This window comes from uncultured Sphaerotilus sp. (assembly GCF_963924895.1).
In the GTDB taxonomy this organism is placed as follows: domain Bacteria; phylum Pseudomonadota; class Gammaproteobacteria; order Burkholderiales; family Burkholderiaceae_C; genus Sphaerotilus.
Map to the genome: position 1 here is coordinate 71,785 of NZ_CAWURG010000006.1, position 24,502 is coordinate 96,286.

The window sequence follows — 24,502 nt, forward strand, 5'->3', positions numbered from 1 at the left end:
GGAGCCTCTCCATGTCGCACCCGACCCTGCACCGCAAGTCCGCCCTTTCGTGCGCCGCACTCGTGCTCGCTGCCACGCTTGCTGCCTGTGGTGGCGGCAGCGACGACACACCAGCCCCCGCGCCCGCCCCGACACCCGTGCCCGTCGGCGACACCGTGGCCCTGACCGCCTCCGGCCGGCTGGTCTCTTTCAACCGCGCCACCCCCGCCACGCTGGTCGGCAGTGTCGCCCTGAGCGGCCTGACCAGCGGGGAGTCCCTGCTCGGCATCGACGTGCGCCCGGCCGATGGCAAGCTCTACGCGCTGACCAGCGCCGGCCGCATCGTCACCATCGATCCCTCCACCGGCGTCGCCACCGCGAAGTCCAGCCTGCAGGCCACGGCGGGCGATGACAACGCCTTCGTGATGCTGACCGGTGCCGTCTACGGCGTCGACTTCAACCCGGTGGCCGACCGGATGCGCGTCGTCAGCGATGCGGGCCAGAACCTGCGCATCAACGTCGACACCGGCGCCGTCATCACCGACGGGGTCATCACGCCGGTCAGCGGCACGGTGCGCATCGGCGCCTCGGCCTACACCAACAGCTTCGCCGGCACGACGACGACGCAGCTCTTCGACGTCGATGCCGTCACCGGCCTGCTGCACCTGCAGGATCCCCCCAACAACGGCACGCTGGCCGCCGGCCTGCCGCTGGGCGTGACCGGAGCCGGATCGGACGGCTTCGACATCGATGCCCGCAACAACGCCGGCTGGCTCGCGCTGGGCAGCGGCAGCGGCGCCTCGACGCTCTACCGCGTCAGCCTGAGCACCGGCGCGGCCACCCGCGTCGACACCGTGGGCGTCGGCGAGGCCATCACCGGCCTGGCCCTGATGCAGTCCGCCGCACCGACCGCCCTCGGCCTGACCACCGACAACCGCCTCGTCAGCTTCGACCCCAAGGCCCCGGCGACCCTGACCGCCACCACGGCGATCACCGGGCTGGCCGCAGGAGAGCTGGTGCTGGGCATCGACACCCGCCCGGTGGACGGCGTGCTCTACGCGCTGACCAGCAGCGGCCGCATCGTCACGCTCGACCCGGCCACCGGCGCCGCGACCGCGCGGACCACCCTGGCCGCCGATCCGGCCGACCTCACGACGCCCTACACCGCCCTCGCCGGCACGGTCTTCAGCGTCGACTTCAACCCGGTCGCCGACCGCCTGCGCGTCATCAGCGACGCGGGCCAGAACCTGCGCATCAACGTCGACACCGGCGCCACGACGACCGACGGTGCCATCAACCGCGCCATCGCCGCCACGGTGCACGCCGCGGCCTACAGCAACACCTTCGCCGGCACCACCGCGACCACGCTGTTCAACCTGGAGGGTGCCTCCGACGTGCTGACCCAGCAGGTGCCGCCGAACGACGGCACGCTGGTGAACGTCGGGGCCTTCGGCGTCGACATCAGCGGCCTGGCGGGCTTCGACATCGGCGGCGGTGCCAACGGCCTGGCCCTGGCGGCGCTGCGCCCCTCGGGCAGCGGCCCCTACCTGCTCTACAGCGTCGCGCTGACGACTGGTGCGGCCACGCTCTACCGCAACACGAGCGGTGACGCGACCCTGTCGCAGATCGGCGGCGCGAGCGGGCCTGCGTTGCGCGATCTGGCGATCCGGTTCTGATCCGGAACGGGGGAGCAAGCACGTGGCGCATGGCGTGACATGCGTCACGGTTTCCCTGCCAGAATGGACACCATCCCAGCCAGCTGCCAACGCACGACGTGGAAACCAACGCTTTCGACTACGAAGCCGCCCTCGAAGCCTGTGCCCGCGGCGAGCGCTTCGCGCTGAAAGCCTTGTACGACGTCGAGTCGCGGCGCCTGCTCGGGGTGGTGCTGCGCATCGTGCGCAACCGCGAGACGGCGCAGGACATCCTGCAGGAGGCCTTCCTGCTGATCTGGCAGCGCGCGGCGAGCTACCGCCGCAGCCTCGGCACCGGCCGCGGCTGGATCTACACCGTGGTGCGACACCGCGCGCTCGACGAGGCCCGCCGCACGGTGCGCGAGGTGCCGGTCGGTGACGATCTGGAGGTGATCGCCGACGCGGCCGGGCTGCACACCGAGGCCCTCTCGCCCGACCACGGCGCCGCCGACCGGCTCGACGGCTGCCTGGAGCACCTGGAGGAGAAGCGGCGGGAATGCCTGGTCGCCGCCTTCGTCGAAGGCTGGACCCATGAACAGATCGCCAGGCGGGTGGACACACCGGTCGGCACGGTCAAATCCTGGATCCGCCGCAGCCTGCTGGCGCTGAAGGAGTGCATGTCGTGAACGCACCCCTCACCATCCCGGAAGACCGGGACGCCGCCGCAGGCGAATACGTGCTGGGCACGCTGTCCGCCGAGGAACACGCCGCCTTCGTGCAGCAACTGGCCGTGGACGACGACCTGCAGGCACGGGTCTACGCCTGGCAGGACCGCCTGCTCGGACTGGCCCGCCACGCCGCCCCCGTCGATCCCCCGGCGACGCTGTGGCCGCGCATCGAGCAGCGGCTCGGCGCCACACCGCTGCCTGCCACCGCCCGGCCTGTGGCGCCGGCCAACCAGCCCTCGTGGCGCCTGGTGCGGCTGTGGCAGTCGGCCAGCGGCTTCGCTGCTGCAGCGGCGGTGGCACTCGCCGTGTTGCTGGTGCAGCAGCCCCCAGCCGACGCCCCGGCCGGCCCGCGTTACCTCGCCGTGCTGCAAGGCCCGGACAAGGACACCGGCTGGGTGGTGGAAGTCACCGCGGGGGACCGCGTGCGCCTCGTGCCGATCGGCACCACGGCCGAACCGCCAGAGGGCAAGACCCTGCAGTTCTGGACCAAGGCCGAAGGCGCCACTGGTCCGACCTCGCTCGGTCTGGTGCGCACCGGCGCGGTCTACGAGCTGCCCGCACAGAAGCTGCCGCAGATCGGCGAGCGCCAGCTCTTCGAGCTGACGCTGGAGCCGGCCGGCGGCTCGCCGATCGGCCGCCCGACCGGGCCGGTGCTCTTCCTCGGCAAGTCGGTGCGCATGTAGGCCGAAGGGCGCCCAGCCCTTTCACACGGGAGTCACGCCCGCCCTCGACACTCGCCCGATTGACGGATCGAGCGAACGGGCACCGGCGTGAAACGCAGCGGTTTTCACTTGCTGATGGGGGCGCAGTTCGTCTCCGGGCTGGCCGACAACGCGCTGCTGCTGGTGGCGATCGCCCAGGTGGCGGCCGCAGGCGGGCCGCTGTGGCTGCCGCCGCTGCTCAAGCTGGTGTTCACGCTGGCCTATGTGCTGCTGGCGCCGGTCGTCGGCCCGCTGGCGGACCGCTGGCCCAAGGCGCGCGTGATGGGCGCAGCCAATGCGGTAAAGGCGCTGGCCTGCGCGGCGATGGCCCTGGGCGCGCCGGTGACGGCCTGCTTCTGCGTCGCCGGTGCCGGTGCGGCGGTGTATTCGCCAGCCAAGTACGGGCTGGTGACGGAACTCGTGCCGGTGGAGCGGCTGGTCGCTGCCAATGGCTGGATCGAGGTGACGACCGTGCTGGCGATCCTGCTCGGCACGGTGCTGGGCGGCGGGCTGAGCGAGCCGCGTTTCGCTGACCTGGGCTTCGCGGCGCTGCTGGCGCTCTACGGGCTGGCCGCGCTGCTGAACCTGGGCATTCCCGACAGCGGCGCCCGCTACCCCTCCCCGCCACCGCTGCCGCAGCAGTGGCGGTCTTTCTGGCGCGACAACACACGGCTCTGGTCCGACCCGCTCGGCCAGGTCTCGCTGGCCACGACCACGCTGTTCTGGGGCGTCGGCGCGACGCTGCAGTTCCTGGTGCTGCGCTGGGCGGGCGAACAACTCGGGCTGACGCTGGCGCAGGCCGCGTACCTGCAGGGCCTGTCGGCGACCGGTGTCGTGCTGGGCGCGGCGCTGGCCGGGCGCTGGGTGCCGCTGGCGCGGGCGGCGCAGGTACTGCCGCTCGGCGTGGCCCTGGGGCTGGTGGTCCTGCTGATGCAGTGGGTGCACCAGTGGCCGGCCGCCGCGCTGGTGCTGGCCACCGCCGGGCTGCTGGCGGGGCTGTTCGTCGTGCCGATGAACGCGCTGCTGCAGCACCGGGGCAGCACGCTGCTCAGCGCCGGCCGCTCGGTCGCCGTGCAGAACTTCAACGAGAACGCCAGCGTGCTGCTGATGCTCGGCGGCTATGCGCTGTGCACCGGGCTCGACCTCGGCCTCGGTGCGCTGATCCGCGGATTCGGCCTGCTCGTGGCCGGGTTGATGGCGCTGATCGCGCTGCGCCACCGGCACCTGCAGCACCAGCCTCCGGCGCCCACGCTCAAGACGATTTCCACTCCCTGCAAGGAGCATCCATGAAGATCGCCATCGTCACCGACGCCTGGGAACCCCAGGTCAACGGCGTCGTCCGCACCCTGAAGATGACCGCGCACGAGCTGGGCCTGCTGGGCCACCAGGTCGAGTTCGTGTCGCCGCAGGGGTTTTTCAGCGTGCCCTGCCCGACCTACCCGGACATCCGGCTGGCGGCGGTGACGCCGGGCCGGATCGCCCGCGTGCTCGACGCGCTGGCACCCGACTGCCTGCACATCGCCACCGAAGGCCCGCTCGGCTGGGCGGCGCGCGCGGTGGCGATGTCGCGTGGCTGGCCGTTCACGACGGCGTACCACAGCCGCTTCCCCGAGTACCTGCAACTGCGCACCCGCATCCCCGTGCGCTGGACCCACGCGCTGCTGCGCCGCTTCCACAACGCCGGCCAGGCCACGCTGGTGCCGACCGAACACATGGGCGCCGAGTTGCGCACCCACGGCTACCAGCTGCCCACGCCGTGGAGCCGCGGCGTCAACCTGCAGCTCTTCACCCCGGACGGCCCGACGGTGCCCCGCCCCGAGGGCGGCGGGCCGGTGTTCCTCTACATCGGCCGGCTGGCGGTGGAGAAGAACGTCGATGCCTTCCTGAAGCTCGACCTGCCGGGTGAAAAATGGGTCGCGGGCGCTGGCCCCGAGGCGGCGCGGCTGCAGCGGCAATACCCCGGCGTGCGCTGGTTCGGCGTGCTGTCCGGGCCGGATCTGGCGGCGCTCTACCGCAGTGCGGACGTGATGGTCTTCCCGAGCGAGACCGACACCTTCGGCCTCGTGCTGGTCGAGTCGATGGCCTGCGGCACGCCGGTGGCCGCACTGCCGGCGACCGGCCCGATCGACGTGGTCGGCCCGAGTGGCGAGGGCGGTGTCATCGACACGGACCTGCGCCGCGCGTGCATGGCCGCGCTGCGGTGCGACCGCGTGCGCGTGCGGACCTTCGCCGAGCGCTACACCTGGGAGGCTGCGACCCGCCAGTTCGCGCAGGCGCTGCAGCCCATCCCGAAGGCCGCGCCGACCCGCGGCGCCGCCCGCCTCACCTGAAGGCGCGAGAAGCCCCGTCCTTCAGGGCGGGGAGGTAGAGCGCAGGCTCGCACAGCGAGCGATTGGCTTGGTGCTTGAGTTTCCTGTGGCATGGTTAACTGGTTTTATGTACAGTATCAACCATGCCCATTCGAGCCTTCCGCTTCCAGCTACGCCCCAATCCCGGCACCGCGCACACCCTGCGCCGGTTCGCTGGGTCGTGCCGCTGGGTGTGGAACCGGGCCATCGGCGAACAGCAGCGGCGGCGGGCCGCTGGCGAGAAGTTCTCAGGCTTTGCTGCGATGTGTCGCTGGCTGACCGTGTGGCGCAACGACCCGGACACGGCATGGCTTGCCGAGACGCCCGTGCAGGCGCAGCAGCAGACCCTGAAGCGGCTGGAGGCGAGCTATCGGCGCTTCTTCGAGGGCCATGACGGCTACCCCAGGTTTCGCGGGCGCGGCCAGGATGCCGGGCTGCGGTTCCCGAAGGCTTCGGACTGCAAGCTCGACGCGGAGCATCAGCGCATCAAGCCGCCGAAGCTGGGCTGGATGCGGATGCGCCAGTCGCAGCCGGTCGAGGGCGAGGTTCGGAACTGGACGCTGACGCAGGAGCGGGGCCGCTGGTTCGTGTCGATCCAGGTGGAACAACCGGACGTGATCCCGGCAGCCGGACTGGTGCCGACGCTGGGGATCGACTTCGGGGTGACGCTGTTCGCGGCGACGACGGACGGGGAGTGCGTGGTGCCGCTGAATGCGCTGAATGCGCTGAAGCGGCAGCAGAAGTACCTGAAGCGGGTGCAGCGCAGTGTCTCGCGCAAGGTGAAGGGATCGAAGAACCGGCGCAAGGCGATCGACCGATTGGGCAGGGTGCATGCCCGGATCGCGGCACAGCGCAGCGACTGGCTGCACAAGCTGACGACGCGGTGGGCGAACGAGCATCCGGTGATCGCGATCGAGGATCTGAAGGTGGCGGCGATGAGTGCCAGTGCGAAAGGCACGGCGACAACTGGAATACAAGACAGTGGCCCGAGGTGGTGCAGTGGTGCCCGTGGACCCGGCGTACACGAGCCAGCGGTGCAGCGCCTGCGGCCACATCGCCAGGAGCAACCGCCCGACGCAAGCCCGCTTCGAGTGCGAAGCGTGCGGACATGAAGAAAACGCGGACCTGAACGCCGCGAAGAACGTACTGGCCGCGGGGCACGCGGTCTGGGTCGCAAGGCCCGAAGCCTGTGGAGCGGAGGTCAGACGCGCCGGACCCGTGAGGGGACGACGCGCAGCCGCGAGGAAGCAGGAACCCGCCGAAGGCTCGGCCGCGCAAGCGGTCGTGTCTGCCGGAATCCCCGCCCTTTAGGGCGAGGAGGCTGTCAAGTCGCCGTGATCGACAGCGGCAGTGCCGGCTCCGCCGCGCGCTGCCGCTGGCGCAACACCTCGGCCCACTCGATGACCTCCAGCCGCCCGTCGCCGTGTTCGACCAGCGCGGTCAGGCTCTCGACCCAGTCGCCGTCGTTGGCATAGGTCAGGCCGTCCACCGTGCGCAGCTCGGCGTGGTGGATGTGGCCACAGACGACACCGTCCACCCCGCGGCGCTTCGCCTCGCGGATCACCGCCGTCTCGAAATCGCCGATGAAGCTGACCGCGCGCTTGACCTTGAGCTTCAGGTAGCGCGAGAGCGACCAGTACGGCAGCCCGAGCCGCGCCCGCGCGGAGTTCAGCGCGCGGTTCAGCCGCAGCGCGACCGTGTAGAGGCTGTCGCCGATGTGCGCCAGCCACGGCGCGCACTGCACGACGCCGTCGAACAGGTCGCCGTGCATGACCCAGAAGCGCCGGCCGTCGGCGGTCTGGTGGATGGTGTCCTCGACCACCTCGATGCCGCCGAAGCTGTGGCCGAGGTAGCGGCGCGCGAACTCGTCGTGGTTGCCCGGCACCAGCACGACCCGCGTGCCCTTGCGCGCCTTGCGCAGCACCTTCTGCACGACGTCGTTGTGCGCCTGCGGCCAGTACCAGCGGCGCATCAGCTGCCAGCCGTCGACGATGTCGCCGACGAGGTAGAGCGTCTCGCACTCGACGCAACGCAGGAAGTCGAGCAGCGCCTCGGCCTGGCAACCGGGCGTGCCCAGGTGGACGTCGGAGATGAAGACGGTGCGCACCGAGAGGCGCTCGCTGTCGCTGGGCCGGGCGGCAGGCTCGCTGGCGTCGTCGCCCGGGCCGGCAAAGAAGTCGGGAATCATGGCGCGGGCACTCCTTCTCGGTTGGCGTTTCAGGCCGCCGCCAGCAAGGGTCGGGGCAGGGATTCCCAGCGCTGCAGCCACTGCGCGAAGGCGCTCAGGCCATCGTGCAGCGGCGTGCAGGGCCAGGGGCCGATCGCGGCGATCAGCCGCGACGGATCGGCGCAGGTGTCGGGCACATCGCCGGCCTGCAGCGGGGCAAACTCGATCTGCGCCGGGCAGCCGAGCACCGACTCCAGCTGGCGCACGAAGTCGATGACACGCACCGGGTGGTGGTGGCCGACGTTGAACAGCTCGGACGGCACGCCCGCGGCATCGGCCGGCGACGCGCCACGCGCGACCAGCCGCACCAGCGCGTCGGTGACGTCGTCGATGAAGGTGAAATCCCGGCGCAGCTCGCCCCGGCCGAAGAGCTGCAGCGGCTCGCCACGGCGCAGGCGCTGCGCGAAGCTCCAGTACGCCATGTCGGGCCGGCCCCAGGGACCGTAGACGGTGAAGAAGCGCAGACCCGTCACCGGCAGGCCGTGCACGGCAGCGGTGGCACGCGCCATCGCCTCGTTGGCCTGCTTGGTGGCGGCGTAGAAGGAGGCGGGCTGGTCGGTGCGGTCGGTTTCGCGGAAGCCCGTCGGGGCGGCGTCGTGGTCGCGCCGGCCGTAGACGCTCGACGAGCTGGCATAGAGCAGGTGCTGCACGCCGTGGCGCCGGCAGGCCTCCAGCACCGCACCGAAGCCGAGCAGGTTCGACTGCACATAGTCCATCGGCGCCTGCACCGAGTGGCGCACGCCGGCCTGCGCCGCCAGGTGCAGCACGCGGTCGAAGCCGTGGCGCGAGAAGAAGGCCTGCGTGGCAGCCACGTCGGACAGGTCCAGCCGCTCGACCGGCACGCCCAGCGGCGTGAGCAGCTCCGCCACGCGGGCGTGCTTGAGGGCCACCGGGTAGTAGCCGTTGAAGCTGTCGCAGCCGGTGACGCGGTGGCCGGCGCGGGCGAGTGCCGCCGCCGCATGGGCGCCGATGAAGCCGGCTGCGCCGGTGACGAGGAGGTGGGCCATGGTGCGCAGATCCTCGGCAGTACCCGTGACAGCACCGTGTCGGTAGCGGGCAGCGCGCGTGCCGTCGCCCGGCCGCGACGTCACGCGCCGGTCACATCCGCTTCAAGCGCCTGTCACAGGACGTGACGACGATCGGGCCGCCATGAACACTGCCCCGACACCCTCGCCCGTTCCCCCAGCCCCCGGGTCACACCGGCCCCTGCTGGCCGCTGCGGCCGTGCTGCTGGCCAGCGGCGCGCTGCTGCACGGCAGTCCCCACGACACCGCGCTGTTCCGCACGCTGAACGCGCTCGGCACGGTCTGGCCGGCGCTGTGGGCGATGCTGAGCGTGGCCGGTCTGGGGCTGAGCGCCTTCATCGTGCTGGCCGCCCTGCACCGCGGCACCAGCGTGCGGTCGATGCAGCCGGTGGCGGCGCTGCTGTGGTGCTTCCCGGTGGGCGGCGCGCTGACCCATGTGCTGAAGCGGCTGATCGAACATCCCCGGCCCGCCTCGCTGCTGGGCGTGGACCAGATCGTCGTCATCGGCGAGCCGCTGATGCGCGGCGCGATGCCCTCGGGCCATGCGATCACGACGCTGGCGGTGCTCGGGCTGTGCCTGCTGGCCTGGCGCACGACGTGGCTGCAGCGCGGTGGGCTGCTCGCGCTGGCCGTGCTGGTGCTGCTGTCGCGTGCGGCGGTGGGTGCGCACTGGCCGGCGGACCTCTGCGTCGGCGCCGGCCTCGGTCTGGTGACGGCCGCCATCGGCTGGCAGCTGTCGGGCCAGGGTCGGCTGGTGGGCTGGCTGTGCAGCCGCCCCGGGCAGCAGGTGCTGGCCGCGGCACAGATCGGCTGCGGCATCGTGATGGCGGTGCTGCACAGCGGCTACGGGCTGGCCCTGCCGCTGCAGTGGGCGCTGGGCGTGTGGAGCGTGGCCGCGGGACTGCACCGCCTGAGCCGCAGCAGCGCGCTGGCCACCGCACCGCCGGCGCGACAGGCGCCGCTGGGCATCGGCTCGGAGCCGGGCTGAGGTGCGCCACCGGCGCGTGGTCGCAGGCGTCCTCGGGCTGCTGCTGGGCGGGGCGGCGCTGGTGTGGATGGGCCGCACGCTGGATCTGCCAGCGCTGCGCCGCAGCGCGGCGGCCGTGCCCGCGTGGCAATGGGGGCTGGCCAGCACCGGGATCTTGCTGAGTTACGCGCTGCGGGCGGCACGCCTGCACGCCGAGTGGCAGCCGCGCACCGGTGCGCGCTACGCCGAATGCCTGCAGCTCTTCCTGCTGCACAACGCCGCGGCCGCGTGGCTGCCGATGCGCAGCGGCGAGGCCGGCTACCCGCTGTGGCTGCACCGCCGCTGGCAGGTGCCGCCGGGCGAGTCGCTGCGCAGCCTGCTGTGGCTGCGCGTGCAGGACGCGCTGGTGCTGGCGCTGCTGAGTGCCGCGCTGTGGGCCGCGCTGGCGGCGCAGTGGCCTGCGGCGGGCGCGCTGGCGGCAGCGGCGCTGGTCACGGCTGGCGTGGTCGCGGTGGCCGTGCGTCTGACGCGCCGGGGAAGCTGGCGCGGCTGGCTGTGCTGCCTGGGCAACTGGGTGGTGAAGCTGGCGGTGATCGCTGCGATGTTGGCGGCAGTCGGCGCGCTGCCAGCAGCGGCGGCACTGCGCGGCGCGGTGGGCGGCGAATGGGCTGGCGTGCTGCCGCTGCAGGCCCCGGGCGGGCTGGGCAGCTACGAGGCTGGCGTCTGGATCGCCAGCGGCCGGGGCGACACCACCACCGTGGTGGGCGCCGCACTGCTGGTCCACGCGCTGACGCTGGGACTGGCCGGCCTGACCGGGCTGGTGGCGATCGCCGCCGCAGCCCTCTCCAACCGAAATACCAGCGCGCTGCAAACCACATGAACATGACCCACCCCGCGCTCCTGCTCCCGGCCCACCGCCTCTCGGTGGTGGTGCCCATGTACAACGAGGTCGAGAACGCCGTGCCGCTGATCGACGCCGTGCAGGCGGCGCTGGCGGCTTATCCACAGCCCTGGGAGCTGATCGTCGTCGATGACGGCAGCCGCGATGCGACGGCGGCCACCCTGCGCCGCCACGCCCGCACGGTCGGCGACCACATCCGCGTGGTGCAGCTCGCGCGCAACTTCCGCCAGACCGCCGCGATGCAGGCCGGCATCGACGCCGCCACCGGCGACGTCATCGTCACGATGGACGGCGACCTGCAGAACGACCCGCGCGACATCCCGCGCCTGGTGCAGCGCCTGCTGAGCGAAGACCTCGACATCGTCGCCGGCTGGCGCCACCAGCGGCAGGACGGGTTCTGGTTGCGCAAGCTGCCCTCGCAGCTCGCCAACCGGCTGATCCGCCGCATCACCGGCCTGCCTTTCCACGACCTGGGCTGCAGCCTGAAGGCCTTCCGCGCCGACGTGCTGCGCGAGGTGCGGCTCTATGGCGAGATGCACCGCTTCATCCCGGCCTGGCTGTCCACCGTGACCTCGCCGGCGCGCATGGCCGAGGAGCCGGTCGAGCACTTCGCGCGCACCCGCGGCGCTTCGAAGTACGGCATTTCGCGCACGCTGCGGGTGCTGGTCGATCTGCTGGCAGTGACCTTCTTCCAGCGCTTCGCGGCGCGGCCGGGGCATTTCTTTGGCGTGATCGGGCTGGCGGTGGGCGGCATGGGTGTGGGCATCCTTGGTTACCTGGGCGTGCTCAAGCTGCTGGGCGAGTCGATCGGCGGGCGGCCGCTGCTGTCGCTGGGGTTCTTCTGCGTGATCGGCGGGCTGCAGTTCCTGACGACGGGCGTGCTGGCGGAGCTGCTGATCCGCATCTACTACGGCGCGCGCCATGGGCAGCCCTATGTCGTGCGGCGCGGTGAGGGCGACGGCGATGGCGCCTGAGCACGCGGTGTCCGCGGTGCCGGGCTGGCGCCTGTGGGCGTGGGCGGCGGTGCTGCTGCTGATCGGGCTGGCGCGGCTGGGCGGGGTGCCGCTGTTCGACGTGGACGAAGGCGCGTTCTCGGAGGCCACGCGCGAGCTGCTCGCCAGCGGCGACTGGGGCCACACCACGCTCAACGGCGAGCCGCGCTGGGACAAGCCGATCCTGACCTACTGGCTGCAGGCGCTGTCGGTGCGCGCCTTCGGGCTGGGGGAGTTCGCGCTGCGGCTGCCGTCGGTGCTGGCGGCGTGGGGTTGGGCGGTGGCGGTGGCGCTGTTCGCGCGGCCGCGCTGGGGCGAGGCGGCGGCGCTGGCGGCGGGCACGGTGGTGGCGACGAGTCTCGGCGTGCTGGCCATCGGCCGCGCCGCGACCGCCGACGCGCTGCTGAACCTGTGGCTCGCGCTGACCGCGCTGGACCTGTGGCGCCACCTGGAGGCCGAGCGCGGGTCTCCCATGGCCCGGAACGCGCTGCGGCGCGCGGGGCTGTGGCTGGGGCTCGGGCTGCTGACCAAGGGGCCGGTGGCGCTGCTGGTGCCCGGGGCCGCGGCGCTGCTGTTCATCGCGACGGAACCGCGGTCGGCGTGGCGCCCCCGGCTGGCCGCGCTGCTGGGCGAGTGGCGTGCGTGGGCGCTGATGCTCGCGGTCGCGGTGCCCTGGTACGCCTACGCGCTGCACCGCCATGGCCAGGCCTTCATCGATGGTTTCTTCATCCGCCACAACCTCGCCCGCTACGGCGGCACGCTCGAAGGCCACGGCGGCAGCGTCGGCTACTACCTGCTGGTGCTGCCGCTGCTGATGCTGCCGTGGGCGCCGCTGCTCGGGCTGGTGCTCGCCCGGGTGCGCGGACTGTGGCGCGCACCGCTCGGGCGCTACCTGCTGGGCTGGGCGGGCTTCGTGCTGGTGTTCTTCAGCCTGTCGGGCACCAAGCTGCCGCACTACGCGCTCTACGGCCTGACACCGCTGGCGCTGCTGGTCGGTCAGGCGCTGACCGGGCCGATGCCGGACGGACTGCGCCGCGTCTTCGCGGGAGGGCTGGTCGTGTTGCCGCTGGCGCTGGTGGGCGGCACGCTGCTGGTGCTGCTGAAGGCGCCGGACCTGAAGGCCCCCCTGTACCGCGCACTGCTCTCGGCGCCGGTGGAGATCGGCGGCTTGCTCGGCGCGGGCGCGCTGGCCAGTGTCTGGGCGGCCTGGTGTCTGTGGGGCACACGCCCCGCGCTGACGTGGTCGGAGAGCGCCGTGTCCGCCGCGCTCGGTCTGGCGCTGCTGGTGAACGCCGCGCTGGCGCCGTGGTGGGGCGAGCGGCTGCAGGCACCAGTGCGCCACGCCGCCGAGGTCGCCCGCCAGCAAGCCGCCCCGGTCGCCGCCGTGCAGTGGGGGCTGCACCTGCCGAGCTTCGCGGTCTACCTGCAGCAGGAAGCACCGCGCCGCGCGCCCCGGCCGGGCGAACTCGCGCTGGTGCGCACCGACCAGATCCCGAGGCTGGCCGCGGGCGGCCGCTGGACGCCGGTGTACGCCGAGCGCGGCCTGAGCCTGATCCGCTGGCAGGGGCCGATGACAGAGCCGTGGCCATGAAACGGCGACACCTGACCGACGGGCTGCGCTGGCTGGTCGCCACCCTGGCCGCGCTGGCGCTGTTCCGTCTGTGGCCTGGGCTGGACCTGGCGGTGAGTGCCGCGGTCTTCGACGCGGACGGGCCGAGCCACTTCCCGCTCGGCCAGGCCACGCTGGTGCAGTGGACCTATCTGGGCGTGCCCTGGCTGGGACGGCTGGCCCTGCTGGCCTGCCTGGTGCTCGCGTTCCGGTCGGCGACGCCACCACGCTGGCGCCGCCGTGCCCAGGTGCTGCTGCTGGCGCTGGTGCTGGGGCTGTGGGGCGTGGTCAACGTCGGATTGAAGGACCACTGGGGCCGCCCCCGCCCGACCGAGGTCAGCGCCTTCGGCGGCCCGCACCCCTTCCAGCCAGCCGGCACGGTCAGCCCCTACTGCGACAAGAACTGCTCCTTCGTCAGCGGCCACGCCGCCACCGGCTTCCTGCTGATGGCGGTCGGCCTGCTCGGGCCCCCGGCGACGCGCCGCCGCTGGTGGCGCATCGGGCTGGCCGCGGGGCTGCTGATCGGCGCCGGGCGGGTGCTGCAGGGCGGGCATTTCCTGAGCGACGTCGTCTTCGCCGGGCTGGCGATGCAGGGGGTGTGCCTGCTCCTGCGCGCCGGCTGGGTGGGCTGGCGCTGGCAGCGGCGCCGGGTGCCCATAATCGGCGCCCATGAACATCCTCATCATCGGTGCCGGACGGGTGGGCACCAGCGTCGCTGAAAGCCTCGTCTCCGAGCGCAACAACATCACGGTCATCGACACCGACCCGCTCCGCCTGCGCCAGTTGCAGGAGCGGCTCGACCTGCGTGGTGTCGCCGGCAATGCCATCCAGCCTTCGGTGCTGCGTGAAGCGGGTGCGGCGGACTGCGACCTGCTCATCACCTGCGCGCCGCTGGACGAAACCAACCTCGCCATCTGCAAGGTCGCGCACGACCTGTTCAACGTCACCACCACCATCGCCCGCCTGCGCTCGCCCGAGTTCGTCGAAGGCTCGCCGCTGCTGGCGCGCGAGGGCGGCTTCGCGGTCGACCATGTGATCTGCCCCGAGCAGTCGGTGACGACCTACATCCGCAAGCTCATCGAGTATCCGGAGGCCCTGCGCATCATCGAGTTCGCCGGTGGCCGGGTGACGCTGGCGGGCGTGCGCGCCTATGCGGGCGGACGGCTGGTCGGCCACCGGCTCGACGAAACCCCGACGCTGGTACCGGGCATGGACATGCGCGTGGTCGGCCTGTTCCGCCAGGACCAGCCGCTGAAGGCCGACGGCGACACCCGGATCGAGGCGGGCGACGAGGCCTTCGTGATCGCCCGCACCGGGGATGTCTCCGACGTGCTGTGCGCGCTGCGCGAACGCGACCGGCCGGTGCGCCGCGTGATGATCGCCGGGGGCGGCAAGGTGGGCCTGCGGCTGGCACGCGAGCTGCGCGGGCGCTACCGGATCAAGCTGATCGAGACCGACCGCGCACGCTGCGAGTACCTCGCCGCCGAGCTGGGCTCGGAGGTGCTGGTCCTGCACGGCGACTCGACCGACGAGGAGCTGATGGCCGCCGAGAACGTCGGCGAGATGGACGTCTTCATCACCCTGACCAGCGACGACGAGGACAACATCCTCGCCGGCCTGCTGGCCAAGCGGCTGGGCGTGCGCCGGGCCATCGTGCTGATCAACCGCCGCGCCTACACCGAGCTGGTCCAGGGCACGCAGATCGACGTGGCGATCTCGCCGCAGCACGCGGTCATCGGCGAGTTGCTGGCCTTCGTGCGCCGCGGCGACGTCGAGGCCGTCCACAGCATGCGCCAGGGCGCCGCCGAGTCGATGGAGATCATCGCCCGCGGCGACCGGCGCAGCTCCAAGGTGGTCGGACGGCGCATCGAGCAGCTCGCCCTCCCGGACGGGGTGCAGATCGGAGCCATCGTGCGTGGTGACGCGGTGCTGATGGCGCACCACGACACGGTGATCGAGACCGACGACCACGTCATCGTCTTCCTGCCGAACAAGCGGCTGGTGCGGCCGGTGGAAAAGCTGTTCCAGGTCGGTGCGACCTTCTTCTGAGCCGGGTTCGCGATGCGCTACTACTACCCGGTGTTCAAGGTGCTCGGCGGCGTGCTGATGCTGTTCGGGCTGACGATGGCGGTGCCGCTGGGCTTCTCGCATTTCTGCCACGACGGCATCGAGGAGGGCTTCGCGCTGTCGATGGCGATCACGGTCGTGGTCGGCGCGGCGCTGTTCCTGCACTGCCGCCACCTCGACCGCGAACTGCAGGCGCATGACGGCTTCCTGCTCGCAACGCTGGTGTGGGCCGTGCTGCCAGTGTTCGGGGCGATCCCGCTGCTGCTGCACATCCCCGGCCTGAGCTTCACCGACGCCTATTTCGAGGCGGTGTCCGGGCTGACGACGACCGGGGCGACCGTGCTGACCGGGCTGGAGAAGCTGCCGGTGTCACTCAACGTCTGGCGCTGCTTCATGGTGCTGCTGGGCGGCATGGGCATCATCGTGCTGGCGGTGGCGATCCTGCCGCTGCTGGGCGTGGGCGGCAGCCAGGTGTTCAAGGCGGAGACCCCCGGCCCGATGAAGGACGACAAGCTCACCCCGCGCATCGCCGAGACGGCGCGTGGGCTGTGGGCGGTGTATTTCACGGCGGCCACGGCCTGCCTGCTCGGCTACCGCTGGGCGGGGATGGGCTGGCCGGACGCATTCATGCACATGTGCTCGACGATGGGTCTGGGCGGCCTGGCCGGGTACGACGCGAGCTTCGCGGCGTTCAACTCCGGGCGGGTCGAGGCGGTGGCGATCGTCTTCATGCTGCTGGCGGGGGTGAACTTCGCGCTGTACTTCCGCGTCTGGCAGCGGCGCTCGATCCAGCCGCTGTGGCGCGATCTGGAGGCGCGGCTGTTCTTCGCGCTGATGGCCGCCAGCGTCGCGGTGATCACCATGTTCCTCATCGTGCACGGGGTGTACCCGGACTGGACCACGGCGTTGCGCCACGCCGCGTTCAACGTCATCTCGGTGGCGACGACAACCGGCTTCGCGACGGTCGATTACGCCCAGTGGCCGATCTTCGCGCCGATCCTGATGCTGTTCCTGTGCGGCTTCGCGACCTGCGCCGGCTCGACCGGCGGCGGCATCAAGCTCAGCCGCTCGCTGTTGCTGATGAAGCAGGTGCAGCGCGAATTCACCCGGCTGCTGCACCCGCGCGCGGTGCGGCCGGTGACGCTGGGCGGCGCGGTGGTGGACACGCAGGTGCTGTTCTCGGTGCAGGCGTTCATGCTGGTCTACGGCGCCGTGCTGGTGGCGGGCACGATGGCGCTGCTGCTGACCGGGCTGGACATCATCAGCGCGTTCACGGCGGTCGTGGCCTGCATCAACAACACCGGCCCCGGCCTCGGACAGGTCGGTCCGTCCGGCAACTACCAGGGCCTGAGCGACGTGCAGACCTGGATCTGCACGGTGGTGATGCTGCTGGGGCGGCTGGAGCTGTTCGCGGTGCTGGTGCTGCTCACGCCGCAGTTCTGGCGGCGGTGAGGGTGACCAAGGTGTGCCAATTGGCGCACCTTGCCCTAGAATCTGGCTCACCCCTCCCAGGAGTCCACCGGATGCACGCCAACCTCGAATCGACCCTCAGCCGCACCTTGGGTCAGGCGCTGGGCCTGCCGTCCGGCGCGAGCGAAATGGCCCTGGCGCGCGCGGACCGGGAGCAGCTCGGCACCGCCCTGATGCACAGCCTCACCGGCCAGAACCTGCTGTCACCTGCCGATGTCTACCGCATCGTGCCGCGTCGCACCTGGATCCGCCGCAAGGCCGAGGCCCGACTGAGCCGCGACGAGTTCGACGGGCTGTACCGACTGGTGCGGGTGCAGACGCTGGCGGAACTGGTCTTCGGCGATGCGGCACGGGCACAGGCGTGGCTGCACAGCCCGAAGGAGCGCCTGGGAGGGGCCGCGCCGATGGACTTCGCGGCCGACACCCTCGGCTTCGAGGCCGTGCAGGCGTGGTTGCACGAAATCGACCAGGGCTACTTCGCGTGAGCCTGGCGTGATCCTCTGGCGCATCAGCAACTACGCCGACCTGTCGGGCACCGGCGGCGTGCTGCACCCCGGCCGCTGGCACCACCGAGGGCGCCCGATCGTCTACCTGGCCGAAAGTCCGGCTGCGGCGCTGCTGGAGGTGCTGGTGCACGTGCAGGCATCGCATCCGGGCGAGTTGCCGGCGCAGTACCAGTTGATGGAAGTCGCCTTGCCGGACGATGTGCGCAGCGAAGACGCCGTGTTGCCAGCCGCACCGGACTGGCACACCGACGCCGAGGTGACACGCCGCTGTGGCGACGAGTGGCTCGCGCAAGGACGCAGCTTGATGCTGCGTGTGCCGTCGGCCGTGGTCGGGCGCAGTTTCAACCGGTTGTTCAATCCGCTGCATCCGCAGGCGCAGCAGGCGACGGTGGTGTCAGTGGCGCGGTATCCATTCGACGAGCGGCTGCTGCGCTCGCCTTGAGCCTGCTCGCTCAGACCCGCCGCTCATCCCCCGAGCGCCGCTCGACCAACCGACCAGCCGGCCCTCCCACCGCGACCGGCACAGCCACCGCCACCCCATCCTGCGCCACCGCCTGCGCCTGCCAGCCTTCGTGCACCAGCGCGCTGCGCAGCACGTCCACCACCCGCAGCACGTCCGCATCCGACAGCGCCGGGTAGATCGGCAGGCACAGCACCTGCGCGGCGATCTCGTGTGCCACCGGCAGGTGGTCCTTGGCGGCAGAGGGCAGGCCGCGGTACATCGGCATGTCGCTGAGCAGCGGGTAGAAGTAGCGGCGGGCGTGGATGCCGTGCTGGCGCAGGCGGTCGTAGACGGCGTCGCGGCTGAGCGGGTGGTCCGGACCGATGAAGATGGGGAAGTAGGAGTGGTTCGGCACCGTGTCCGCCGCGTCGTCCGGCACGCGGATGCCCGGCAGGCCGGCGAGCTGCTGCGCGTAGAGCCGGGCGATCTCGCCGCGGCGGGCGATGCAGTCGTCCACATGGCGCAGCTGCATCAGCCCGAAGGCGGCCTGCACCTCGTTCATCTTGCCGTTGATGCCCGCGGCCATCACCGTGACCTCGTCGGCGATGCCGAAGTTCTTCAGGTAGTCGATGCGCTGCTTGGTCTTGGCGTCCGGGCAGATGATGGCGCCGCCTTCGATGGTCGAATACACCTTGGTGGCGTGGAAGCTCAGCACCGACAGGTCGCCCCAGTTCAGCAGGCTCTTGCCCTTGTACTGCACGCCGAACGCATGCGCGGCGTCGTAGATCACCTTCAGCCCGTAGGTGTCGGCGATCTTCTGGATGCGCTCGACATCACACGGCCGGCCGTAGCAGTGCACCGGCATGATGGCGGTGGTCTGCGGGGTGATGGCGGCCTCGATGCTGTCGGGGTCCAGATTGCAGGTGTGCGGGTCGATATCGGCGAAGACGGGTTTCAGGCCGTTCCACAGCACCGAGTGCGCGGTGGCGGCGAAGGAGTACGGCGTGGTGATGACTTCGCCGGTGACGCGCAGGGCCTGCAGCGCGGTGAGCAGGCCGAGCGTGCCGTTGGTGAACAGCGCCAGGTGCTGCACGCCCAGGTAGGCGGCCAGCTCGGTTTCGAGCTGCTGGTGGAAGGGGCCGCCGTTGGTGATGAGCTTGCGGTCCCAGATCTGTTCCAGGTAGGGCATGAACTCCGCCAGTGGCGGCAGAAAGGGCTGGGTGACGTAGATGGGGTGGTCGGTGCAGTCGGGGTGCTCAGCGCTCATGGGGGTCTCCAGGGGATGCTTGGTGGCCTTGGGCATGGGGATGGGCATGGGCAGCGCGCTGGCCTGCGCGGTGCTCGCACCACTGCCCGCGGTGCCGGCGGGGGCACTGCGGGTGACGGACTTCGGGGCGGTGGCCGACGACGACCTCGCCGATGACGCGGCCATCGACCGCGCGCTCAAGGCGCTCAAGCCGGGCGGCTGGCTGGTGTTTCCGCCGGGGCGCTACCAGCAGGCGCGCAGCGTGCTGGTCAGCGTGCCGGGCGTGACGCTGTGGGGACCGGGCGCCACGCTGCAGGCCACCGACCCGCGCGACCACACGCTCGGTCTGCGCGCGGACGGCGTGCGCCTCTACGGCCTGACGCTCACCGCCTCGCCCGACCAGCGCCGCAGCGAACCGGCGCAAGCGCGCATCAGCGTGTACCGCGAAGGCCCGACCCTGCAGCGGGGCAATGTCGTGCGTGGCGTGACCGTCGATGGCGCAGGCTCGGTGGGCATGCTGGTCTACGGCGCCACCGACTTCACCATCGCCGGCAACACCGTGCGCCACACGCTGGCCGATGGCATCCACACCACCGGCGGCAGCCGCCACGGCCGCGTGCTCGGCAACCAGGTGCACGACGTGGGCGACGACCTGATCTCCATCGTGTCCTACGACAACGAGCCCGTGGTGCGCGACGTGCTCGTCGCCGACAACACCGTGCACGGCGCCCGCTGGGGCCGGGGCCTGACGGTCGTGGGCGGCGCGCACATCACGCTGCGCGGCAACACGGTGACCGGCATCGCGCGGGCGGCCGGCGTGCTGATCGCGCAGGAGGGCAACTGGCGCACCCACGGCGTGCACGATGTGCGGATCGAGCACAACCGGTTGCGCGAGATCCAGACGCCCGCCGCCCGCGTCGGCGTCACGGCCGCGCCCACCGGCCACGCGGCCATCGAACTGCACACCCACGCGGTGCCGGACGGCGCGGCCGGTCTGGGCGACATCCTGCTGCAGGGCAACACGGTGGAGCACAGCCGCTACGGCGTGCTGAACCACCGCGCCGGCCGCCTGGTGCAGACGACCACCGGCGCGCAGCTCGATTGCCGCCGTTTCAGTGGTCATTGAGGACGACGCCGGCGATCGTCGCCTGGGTGCGGCGCAGGCGGTCCACCAGCAGGTTCATCACGCGCGCCTCGGTCTTGCCATGGCGGCCGACCAGCACCGATTGCCGGCACGTCGCGGCGATCACGCGGGCGTCTGCCGTGTGGCGCGCGGGCGGCGTGTCGACGATGACGCGGTCGAACTCGCGCTGCAGCTCGCGCAGCAGGATGCCGAACATCGGCTGCTGCAGCAGCTCCAGCGGGTTCGGCGGCGGGGCGCCGACCTGCATGATGAACAGCCCCGGCAGATCGGCCGAGCGGTCGAAGGGCTTGGCCGGACGGCGGCCGTTGAGCAGGTCGCTCAGGCTGGCGCGCTCCTTCAGGCCGAAGAGCTTGTGGATGCCGGGGTCGCGCAGGTTGCCGTCCACCAGCACCGTGCGTTCGCCGAGCTGGCTGAAGGTCACGGCCAAGTTCGCCGCGACGTAGGTGCGCCCGTCGCCATGGTCCGGACTGACCACCGCGATCGGCTGGCGGCCCAGCGTGGCGTCGTTGGCGATGATCTTGCTGCGCAGGTCGCGGAAGGCCTCGGCCTGCGGGCTGTAGGGCTCCACCGCCACCACCAGATCCGCGCCGCGCAGGCCGGTGCCGTCGAGTGAATACGGGTAGTTGAACTGCTGCGACAGCGCCCACAGCACATCGGCCTGCGTCACCAGATCGAGCGCGACCGCGGCCTCGCCGAAGCGCAGCTTCATGCGCCGCTGCACGACGAGGATGTGTGCGATGTCGCCGTCCGACAGCGGCCGCATCGTGCGGATGATCTCGCCCAGCGGGCGCAGCACCGCCGGGGCGCCGGACGCCGACCGCGGACGCGCGTCGGCCACCGGCAGATCGAAGGGCAGCTCGCAGGGGGTGTCGGCACGGGCACTGTCGGACTGGGGCATGGCGGGAGGGGCCGGGGTGGGCGGCACAAAAGCTGGGGCAGGAGCGGGGACAGGCACAGGCGCGGGTTTCGGCACCGGCACCGGCACCGGCGCAGATGCGGGCCTGGGGGCCGGCGCAGACACGGTCGGGGGCGCCGGCATGGCCACGGGCACCGGTGCGGGCTTCGGCATCGCCATCGGTGTCAGCACCGGTTGCGGCAGCAAGGGCGCCCGCACTGCGGCCGGCAGCGCCGGTACCTGCACCTCGGACAGCACCGGCAGGTGCTCGGGATCTTCCTCGGCATGGAAGCGCACCCAGGCCCGCTCGACCGCGGCCTGGAAGCGCTGGCGAAACAGCGCTGGCGCGAACTGCTCGGCGTGCGCGCGGCAGGTCTCCGGGCGGATCGGCACCGGCAGCGCCTCGAAGGCTTCGACCGCGGCGATCACCGCCTCGGGCGTCTGCTCCGTGAAGAACACGCCCGTGCGCTGCGCCGGATGGCCGCGCCCGCGCACCGTCTCCAGCGAGCCGCCGCGTCCGAAGGCGATCACCGGCGTGCCGCAGGCCTGCGCCTCGACGGGGGTGATGCCGAAGTCCTCCTCGGCGGCAAAGACAAAGGCCTTGGCGCGCTGCATGTGGTCCACCAGCGCAGCGTCGCCCAGGAAGCCGAGCACCGACACGTTCGGCCCGGCCGCGGCCCGCACCTTGTCCATCTCCGGCCCGTCGCCGATGACGATGAGCTTCTTGTCGGGCATGCGCGAGAAGGCCTCGACGATCATCGGCATGCGCTTGTACGGGACCATGCGCGAGGCGGTCAGGTAGAAGTCGTCCTTGTCCCGGCGCAGCGCGAAGCGCTCGACATCCACCGGCGGGTGGATCACCTCCGCATCACGCCGGTAGACCTTGCGCACCCGGCGCCCGATGAAGGCCGAGTTCGCCAGGAACTGGTCCACGCCGGCCGCCGTGCGGGCATCCCACAGCCGCATGTAGTGCAGCAGCAGCTTGGCCACCGTGCCCTTGACGCCGCTGGCCATGCCGGATTCCTTCAGGTACTGGTGCTGCATGTCCCAGGCATAGCGGATCGGCGAGTGGATGTAGCAGACGTGGAGCTGGTCCGGCCCGGTCAGCACGCCCTTGGCGACCGCGTGGCTCGACGACAGGACCAGGTCGTAGCCGGAGAGATCGTGCTGCTCCATGGCCAGCGGCATCAGCGGCAGGTAGTGGCGGAAGCGCTTCTGCGCACCGGGCAGGCGCTGCACGAAGGTGGTCTTGGCAACCTTGCCCTGCAGGAACCCGCGCTCGTGCGGCTTCAGAAAATCGACGACGGCGAACAGGTCGGCCTGCGGGTAGATCTTCAGGATCTCCTCGACGACTTTCTCGCTGCCGGCGTGGTTGACCAGCCATTCATGCACCAGGGCAACGCGGAGGGGGGCTTGCATGGAGTGGGGTTCCTCAGGCTCAGGCGAAGTGCAGGTCCATCAGCTCGGCGAACTCGCGCGCGGCGCGGTCCCAGGTGAGCTGTGCCGCACGCTGGTGACCGCGGGCGCGCAGCTCGTCGGTCAGGGCGGGCGAGCCCAGCACGCGGCGCAGCTGGGCGGCCAGCGTGGCGGGGTCGTCGGGGTTGCAGTACAGGGCCGCGTCGACGCAGACCTCGGGCAGCGAGGCGCGGTCCGACACGATCACCGGGCAGCCGCAGCACATCGCCTCCAGCGGCGGCAGGCCGAAGCCTTCGTAGAACGACGGGAACACGAAACACGCCGCGCCCTCGTAGAGCGCACGCAGCTGCTGGTCGCTGACATAGCCGGTGCGCTGCAGGCGCTCGTGCTGCAGGGCGCTGTCGGTGAAGATGCGCGTGTTGCCACCGCCCGCGGCGACCAGCACCACGTCCGGGTCGTCGATCAGGCTCATCGCATTGAGCACCGCGGCGAAGTTCTTGTTCAGCGACTGACTCCCCACCGCCAGCACATAGCGCCGCCCGCGCAGGTCGATCCGCTCGAACACGGTCGGGTCGGCTGGCAGGCGCAGGATGTGCTCGCCGCCTTCGGGGATGACCTCGACGCCGTGGTGGTGGGCGCCGAAATGGCGGGTCAGCTCGTCGGCGCTGAAGCGCGAGACGGTGGCGATGACGCGGCTGCGGCGCATCAGCGAGCCGATCATCACGCGGTACCACTGCCGGAAGGCGAAGCTGTAGTTCTGCGGATTGGCGACGGCCGCGGCGTCGTGGATCACGGCGATCTGGCGGCGGTGGCGCAGCGGCGCGGTGTTGCACAGGTTCACCAGCGGCAGATCGCCCGCCTGGGCCGCCAGCGCCGGCAGCTCGAACTGCTCCCAGCGGTGGCCGCCATGACGGCCGGCATGGCGCACGGTCAGGCCCTTGGGCGCAGGCGTCACCAGCGTGGCGTCGGCCGGCACCACCGCCTGTGCGCCCGGCAGCAGGCCGGCCTGCATGCCAGCCTGCAGCAATTCGATGGCAAAACGGTCCACGCCAGTGGCCTGGCGGGTGAGGAAACGGGCGTTGATCAGCATGGTCGCTCGGGTCGGGGCAGGTGCACGGGCTCAGCCATGCAGCTTCATCGCCGCCAGCCGTGCGGCGGCAGCGTGGGCGGAGGGGTCGGGCTGGCCGGCCGAGCGGCGGTGCATGCGCGCCAGACGGTGCGCCAGCGACAGCGGCAGGGCCGTCACGCCGAGCATCCACACCACCATCTGCAGCTTGCGCCGCAGCGGGATGTACGGCCAGCGGCACACCGAGCGCAGCGCATGCCGCACCACCGCCCCCGGCGAGGGCTGCATCGCCGCCCGCGCCTGCGGTCCGCCGAAGCGGGCGCACATCACCATCGTGCGCGCCTCCCAAGGTGCCAGCCCGAGCGGTTGGGCCCGCTGTGCCCCCAGCCGGTCCAGCCCCTCGGCCACGGCCCGCTTGCCGGCCGTGATGCGCAGGAACTCGGACAGCAGACTGCCGGAGTAGTTGTTGAAGACCAGCGCCTCGTCGTCGAGCGCGCGGTGGATGCGGTAGGCGCCCAGCGCGCGCCGCAGGGAGCGGATCTGCCCATAGGCCGGCGCGAGCAGGATCGGCACCGAGTCGGCCCCCGTGCGCCAGGCGGACTCCTCCAGCGGCATCACCTGGCGCAGGTAGTCCCGGTCGTAGGCATTGCCCGAGCCCGGGGGTGAACCATAGGCGCCGCAGTCGCGCATGAGGCGGGCGGCCTCGGCGTCGTGCAGCTCGCGCGGCACCTGGCGGTGCAGCGGATCGCCGGCGCCGTCCACCATGTCCAGCAGGAACTGCACCTTGGACGTGCCCGGCGTCCAGGCGGCAATGATCTCGGCGGCCGCGTCCGGGTAGATCCAGTCGTCGGCATCAAGGAACAGCACCAGCTGGCCACGTGCCGCGGCGAAGCCGGCGTTGTAGGCCGAGGCCTGTCCGCCATTGGGCTTGTCGATGATGCGCACCCGGTCGGCATAGGCCGCGATCACCGCCATCGAGCGGTCGGTCGAACCGTCGTCGACCACGATCACCTCGATCAGATCGGACACCGTCTGCTCCAGCGCGGAGTCGATGGCGCGGGCCACGAACTGCTCGTAGTTGTAGTTGTCGATGACGATGCTCAGCCGGGGGGCAGGGCGGGTCGAAGGGTCGTGCATGG

The 24,502-nt window shown here is 71.5% G+C and carries 21 protein-coding genes and 1 pseudogene; 16 read left to right on the forward strand and 6 right to left on the reverse strand.

Annotation, left to right across the window (positions count from 1 at the left end; all coding sequences use genetic code 11):
- Positions 1 to 11: 11 nt before the first annotated feature.
- The 6 genes from AABN02_RS02785 (at position 12) to AABN02_RS02810 (ending at position 6,502) form a co-directional block, all read left to right on the forward strand.
- A complete protein-coding gene (locus AABN02_RS02785; RefSeq protein WP_338413394.1) occupies positions 12 to 1,655 on the forward strand; it encodes a DUF4394 domain-containing protein in 1,644 nt (547 codons plus the stop codon).
- Positions 1,656 to 1,753: 98 nt separating this feature from the next.
- On the forward strand, positions 1,754 to 2,299 hold the full coding sequence (locus AABN02_RS02790) for a sigma-70 family RNA polymerase sigma factor (RefSeq protein ID WP_338413395.1): 546 nt from the start codon (positions 1,754 to 1,756) through the stop codon (positions 2,297 to 2,299).
- Positions 2,296 to 3,024, forward strand: coding sequence for an anti-sigma factor (locus AABN02_RS02795; protein ID WP_338413396.1), 729 nt, complete (start codon positions 2,296 to 2,298; stop codon positions 3,022 to 3,024). Before AABN02_RS02790 ends, AABN02_RS02795 begins: the two co-directional genes overlap by 4 nt.
- Positions 3,025 to 3,111: 87 nt before the next feature.
- A complete protein-coding gene (gene lplT, locus AABN02_RS02800; protein WP_338413397.1) occupies positions 3,112 to 4,332 on the forward strand; it encodes a lysophospholipid transporter LplT in 1,221 nt (406 codons plus the stop codon).
- Positions 4,329 to 5,372 (forward strand): glycosyltransferase family 1 protein, encoded by a 1,044-nt coding sequence (locus AABN02_RS02805; protein WP_338413398.1) that lies wholly within the window; start codon positions 4,329 to 4,331, stop codon positions 5,370 to 5,372. Before lplT ends, AABN02_RS02805 begins: the two co-directional genes overlap by 4 nt.
- Positions 5,373 to 5,494: 122 nt before the next feature.
- A complete protein-coding gene (locus AABN02_RS02810) occupies positions 5,495 to 6,502 on the forward strand; it encodes a transposase (RefSeq protein WP_338413399.1) in 1,008 nt (335 codons plus the stop codon).
- 212 nt (positions 6,503 to 6,714) lie between these two features.
- Here AABN02_RS02810 and AABN02_RS02815 read toward each other — a convergent pair whose 3' ends face one another.
- The gene (locus AABN02_RS02815) at positions 6,715 to 7,578 is read right to left on the reverse strand and encodes a UDP-2,3-diacylglucosamine diphosphatase (protein ID WP_338413400.1); all 864 of its coding nucleotides are present in this window, start codon (positions 7,576 to 7,578) and stop codon (positions 6,715 to 6,717) included.
- Positions 7,579 to 7,607: 29 nt separating this feature from the next.
- A complete protein-coding gene (locus tag AABN02_RS02820; protein WP_338413401.1) occupies positions 7,608 to 8,624 on the reverse strand; it encodes an NAD-dependent epimerase/dehydratase family protein in 1,017 nt (338 codons plus the stop codon).
- A gap of 142 nt (positions 8,625 to 8,766) precedes the next feature.
- On the opposite strand from AABN02_RS02820, the gene AABN02_RS02825 reads away from it, so the two are divergent.
- From AABN02_RS02825 to AABN02_RS02865, 9 genes are all read left to right on the forward strand, one after another.
- The gene (locus AABN02_RS02825) at positions 8,767 to 9,630 is read left to right on the forward strand and encodes a phosphatase PAP2 family protein (RefSeq protein ID WP_338413402.1); all 864 of its coding nucleotides are present in this window, start codon (positions 8,767 to 8,769) and stop codon (positions 9,628 to 9,630) included.
- Between the two features lie 16 nt (positions 9,631 to 9,646).
- Complete coding sequence (locus AABN02_RS02830) at positions 9,647 to 10,489, forward strand: lysylphosphatidylglycerol synthase domain-containing protein (protein ID WP_338413403.1); 843 nt, start codon at positions 9,647 to 9,649, stop codon at positions 10,487 to 10,489.
- Complete coding sequence (locus AABN02_RS02835) at positions 10,486 to 11,484, forward strand: glycosyltransferase family 2 protein (RefSeq protein WP_338413404.1); 999 nt, start codon at positions 10,486 to 10,488, stop codon at positions 11,482 to 11,484. The genes AABN02_RS02830 and AABN02_RS02835 overlap by 4 nt, the downstream gene beginning before the upstream one ends.
- Positions 11,474 to 13,093, forward strand: a complete 1,620-nt coding sequence (locus AABN02_RS02840) for a glycosyltransferase family 39 protein (protein ID WP_338413405.1) — start codon at positions 11,474 to 11,476, stop codon at positions 13,091 to 13,093. The genes AABN02_RS02835 and AABN02_RS02840 overlap by 11 nt, the downstream gene beginning before the upstream one ends.
- Positions 13,090 to 13,830: a phosphatase PAP2 family protein gene (locus AABN02_RS02845; RefSeq protein ID WP_338413406.1), complete on the forward strand. Its 741-nt coding sequence runs from the start codon at positions 13,090 to 13,092 to the stop codon at positions 13,828 to 13,830. Before AABN02_RS02840 ends, AABN02_RS02845 begins: the two co-directional genes overlap by 4 nt.
- A complete protein-coding gene (gene trkA, locus AABN02_RS02850) occupies positions 13,781 to 15,160 on the forward strand; it encodes a Trk system potassium transporter TrkA (RefSeq protein WP_338413407.1) in 1,380 nt (459 codons plus the stop codon). Before AABN02_RS02845 ends, trkA begins: the two co-directional genes overlap by 50 nt.
- A gap of 12 nt (positions 15,161 to 15,172) precedes the next feature.
- On the forward strand, positions 15,173 to 16,630 hold the full coding sequence (locus tag AABN02_RS02855) for a potassium transporter TrkG (protein WP_338413408.1): 1,458 nt from the start codon (positions 15,173 to 15,175) through the stop codon (positions 16,628 to 16,630).
- A gap of 71 nt (positions 16,631 to 16,701) precedes the next feature.
- Positions 16,702 to 17,133, forward strand: coding sequence for an antitoxin Xre/MbcA/ParS toxin-binding domain-containing protein (locus tag AABN02_RS02860; protein ID WP_338413409.1), 432 nt, complete (start codon positions 16,702 to 16,704; stop codon positions 17,131 to 17,133).
- A 7-nt stretch (positions 17,134 to 17,140) separates the two neighbouring features.
- Positions 17,141 to 17,596: an RES family NAD+ phosphorylase gene (locus tag AABN02_RS02865; RefSeq protein WP_338413410.1), complete on the forward strand. Its 456-nt coding sequence runs from the start codon at positions 17,141 to 17,143 to the stop codon at positions 17,594 to 17,596.
- 148 nt (positions 17,597 to 17,744) lie between these two features.
- Here AABN02_RS02865 and AABN02_RS02870 read toward each other — a convergent pair.
- A pseudogene (locus AABN02_RS02870) lies at positions 17,745 to 18,863 on the reverse strand (DegT/DnrJ/EryC1/StrS family aminotransferase); the annotation flags it as partial.
- A 22-nt stretch (positions 18,864 to 18,885) separates the two neighbouring features.
- On the opposite strand from AABN02_RS02870, the gene AABN02_RS02875 reads away from it, so the two are divergent.
- Positions 18,886 to 19,968 carry a right-handed parallel beta-helix repeat-containing protein gene (locus AABN02_RS02875; RefSeq protein ID WP_338413411.1) on the forward strand — a complete coding sequence of 361 codons (1,083 nt, stop codon included), beginning with the start codon at positions 18,886 to 18,888 and terminating at the stop codon, positions 19,966 to 19,968.
- On the opposite strand, the gene AABN02_RS02880 is transcribed toward AABN02_RS02875, so the two are convergent.
- From AABN02_RS02880 to AABN02_RS02890, 3 genes are read right to left on the reverse strand one after another with little or no spacing between them, the layout of a single operon-like run.
- On the reverse strand, positions 19,955 to 22,300 hold the full coding sequence (locus AABN02_RS02880; RefSeq protein WP_338413412.1) for a polysaccharide biosynthesis tyrosine autokinase: 2,346 nt from the start codon (positions 22,298 to 22,300) through the stop codon (positions 19,955 to 19,957). The two genes, AABN02_RS02875 and AABN02_RS02880, sit on opposite strands and share 14 nt — an antisense overlap.
- A 19-nt stretch (positions 22,301 to 22,319) precedes the next feature.
- Positions 22,320 to 23,387, reverse strand: a complete 1,068-nt coding sequence (locus AABN02_RS02885) for a glycosyltransferase family 1 protein (RefSeq protein WP_338413413.1) — start codon at positions 23,385 to 23,387, stop codon at positions 22,320 to 22,322.
- 30 nt (positions 23,388 to 23,417) lie between these two features.
- The gene (locus tag AABN02_RS02890) at positions 23,418 to 24,500 is read right to left on the reverse strand and encodes a glycosyltransferase family 2 protein (protein ID WP_338413414.1); all 1,083 of its coding nucleotides are present in this window, start codon (positions 24,498 to 24,500) and stop codon (positions 23,418 to 23,420) included.
- Between the last annotated feature and the right edge of the window lie 2 nt (positions 24,501 to 24,502).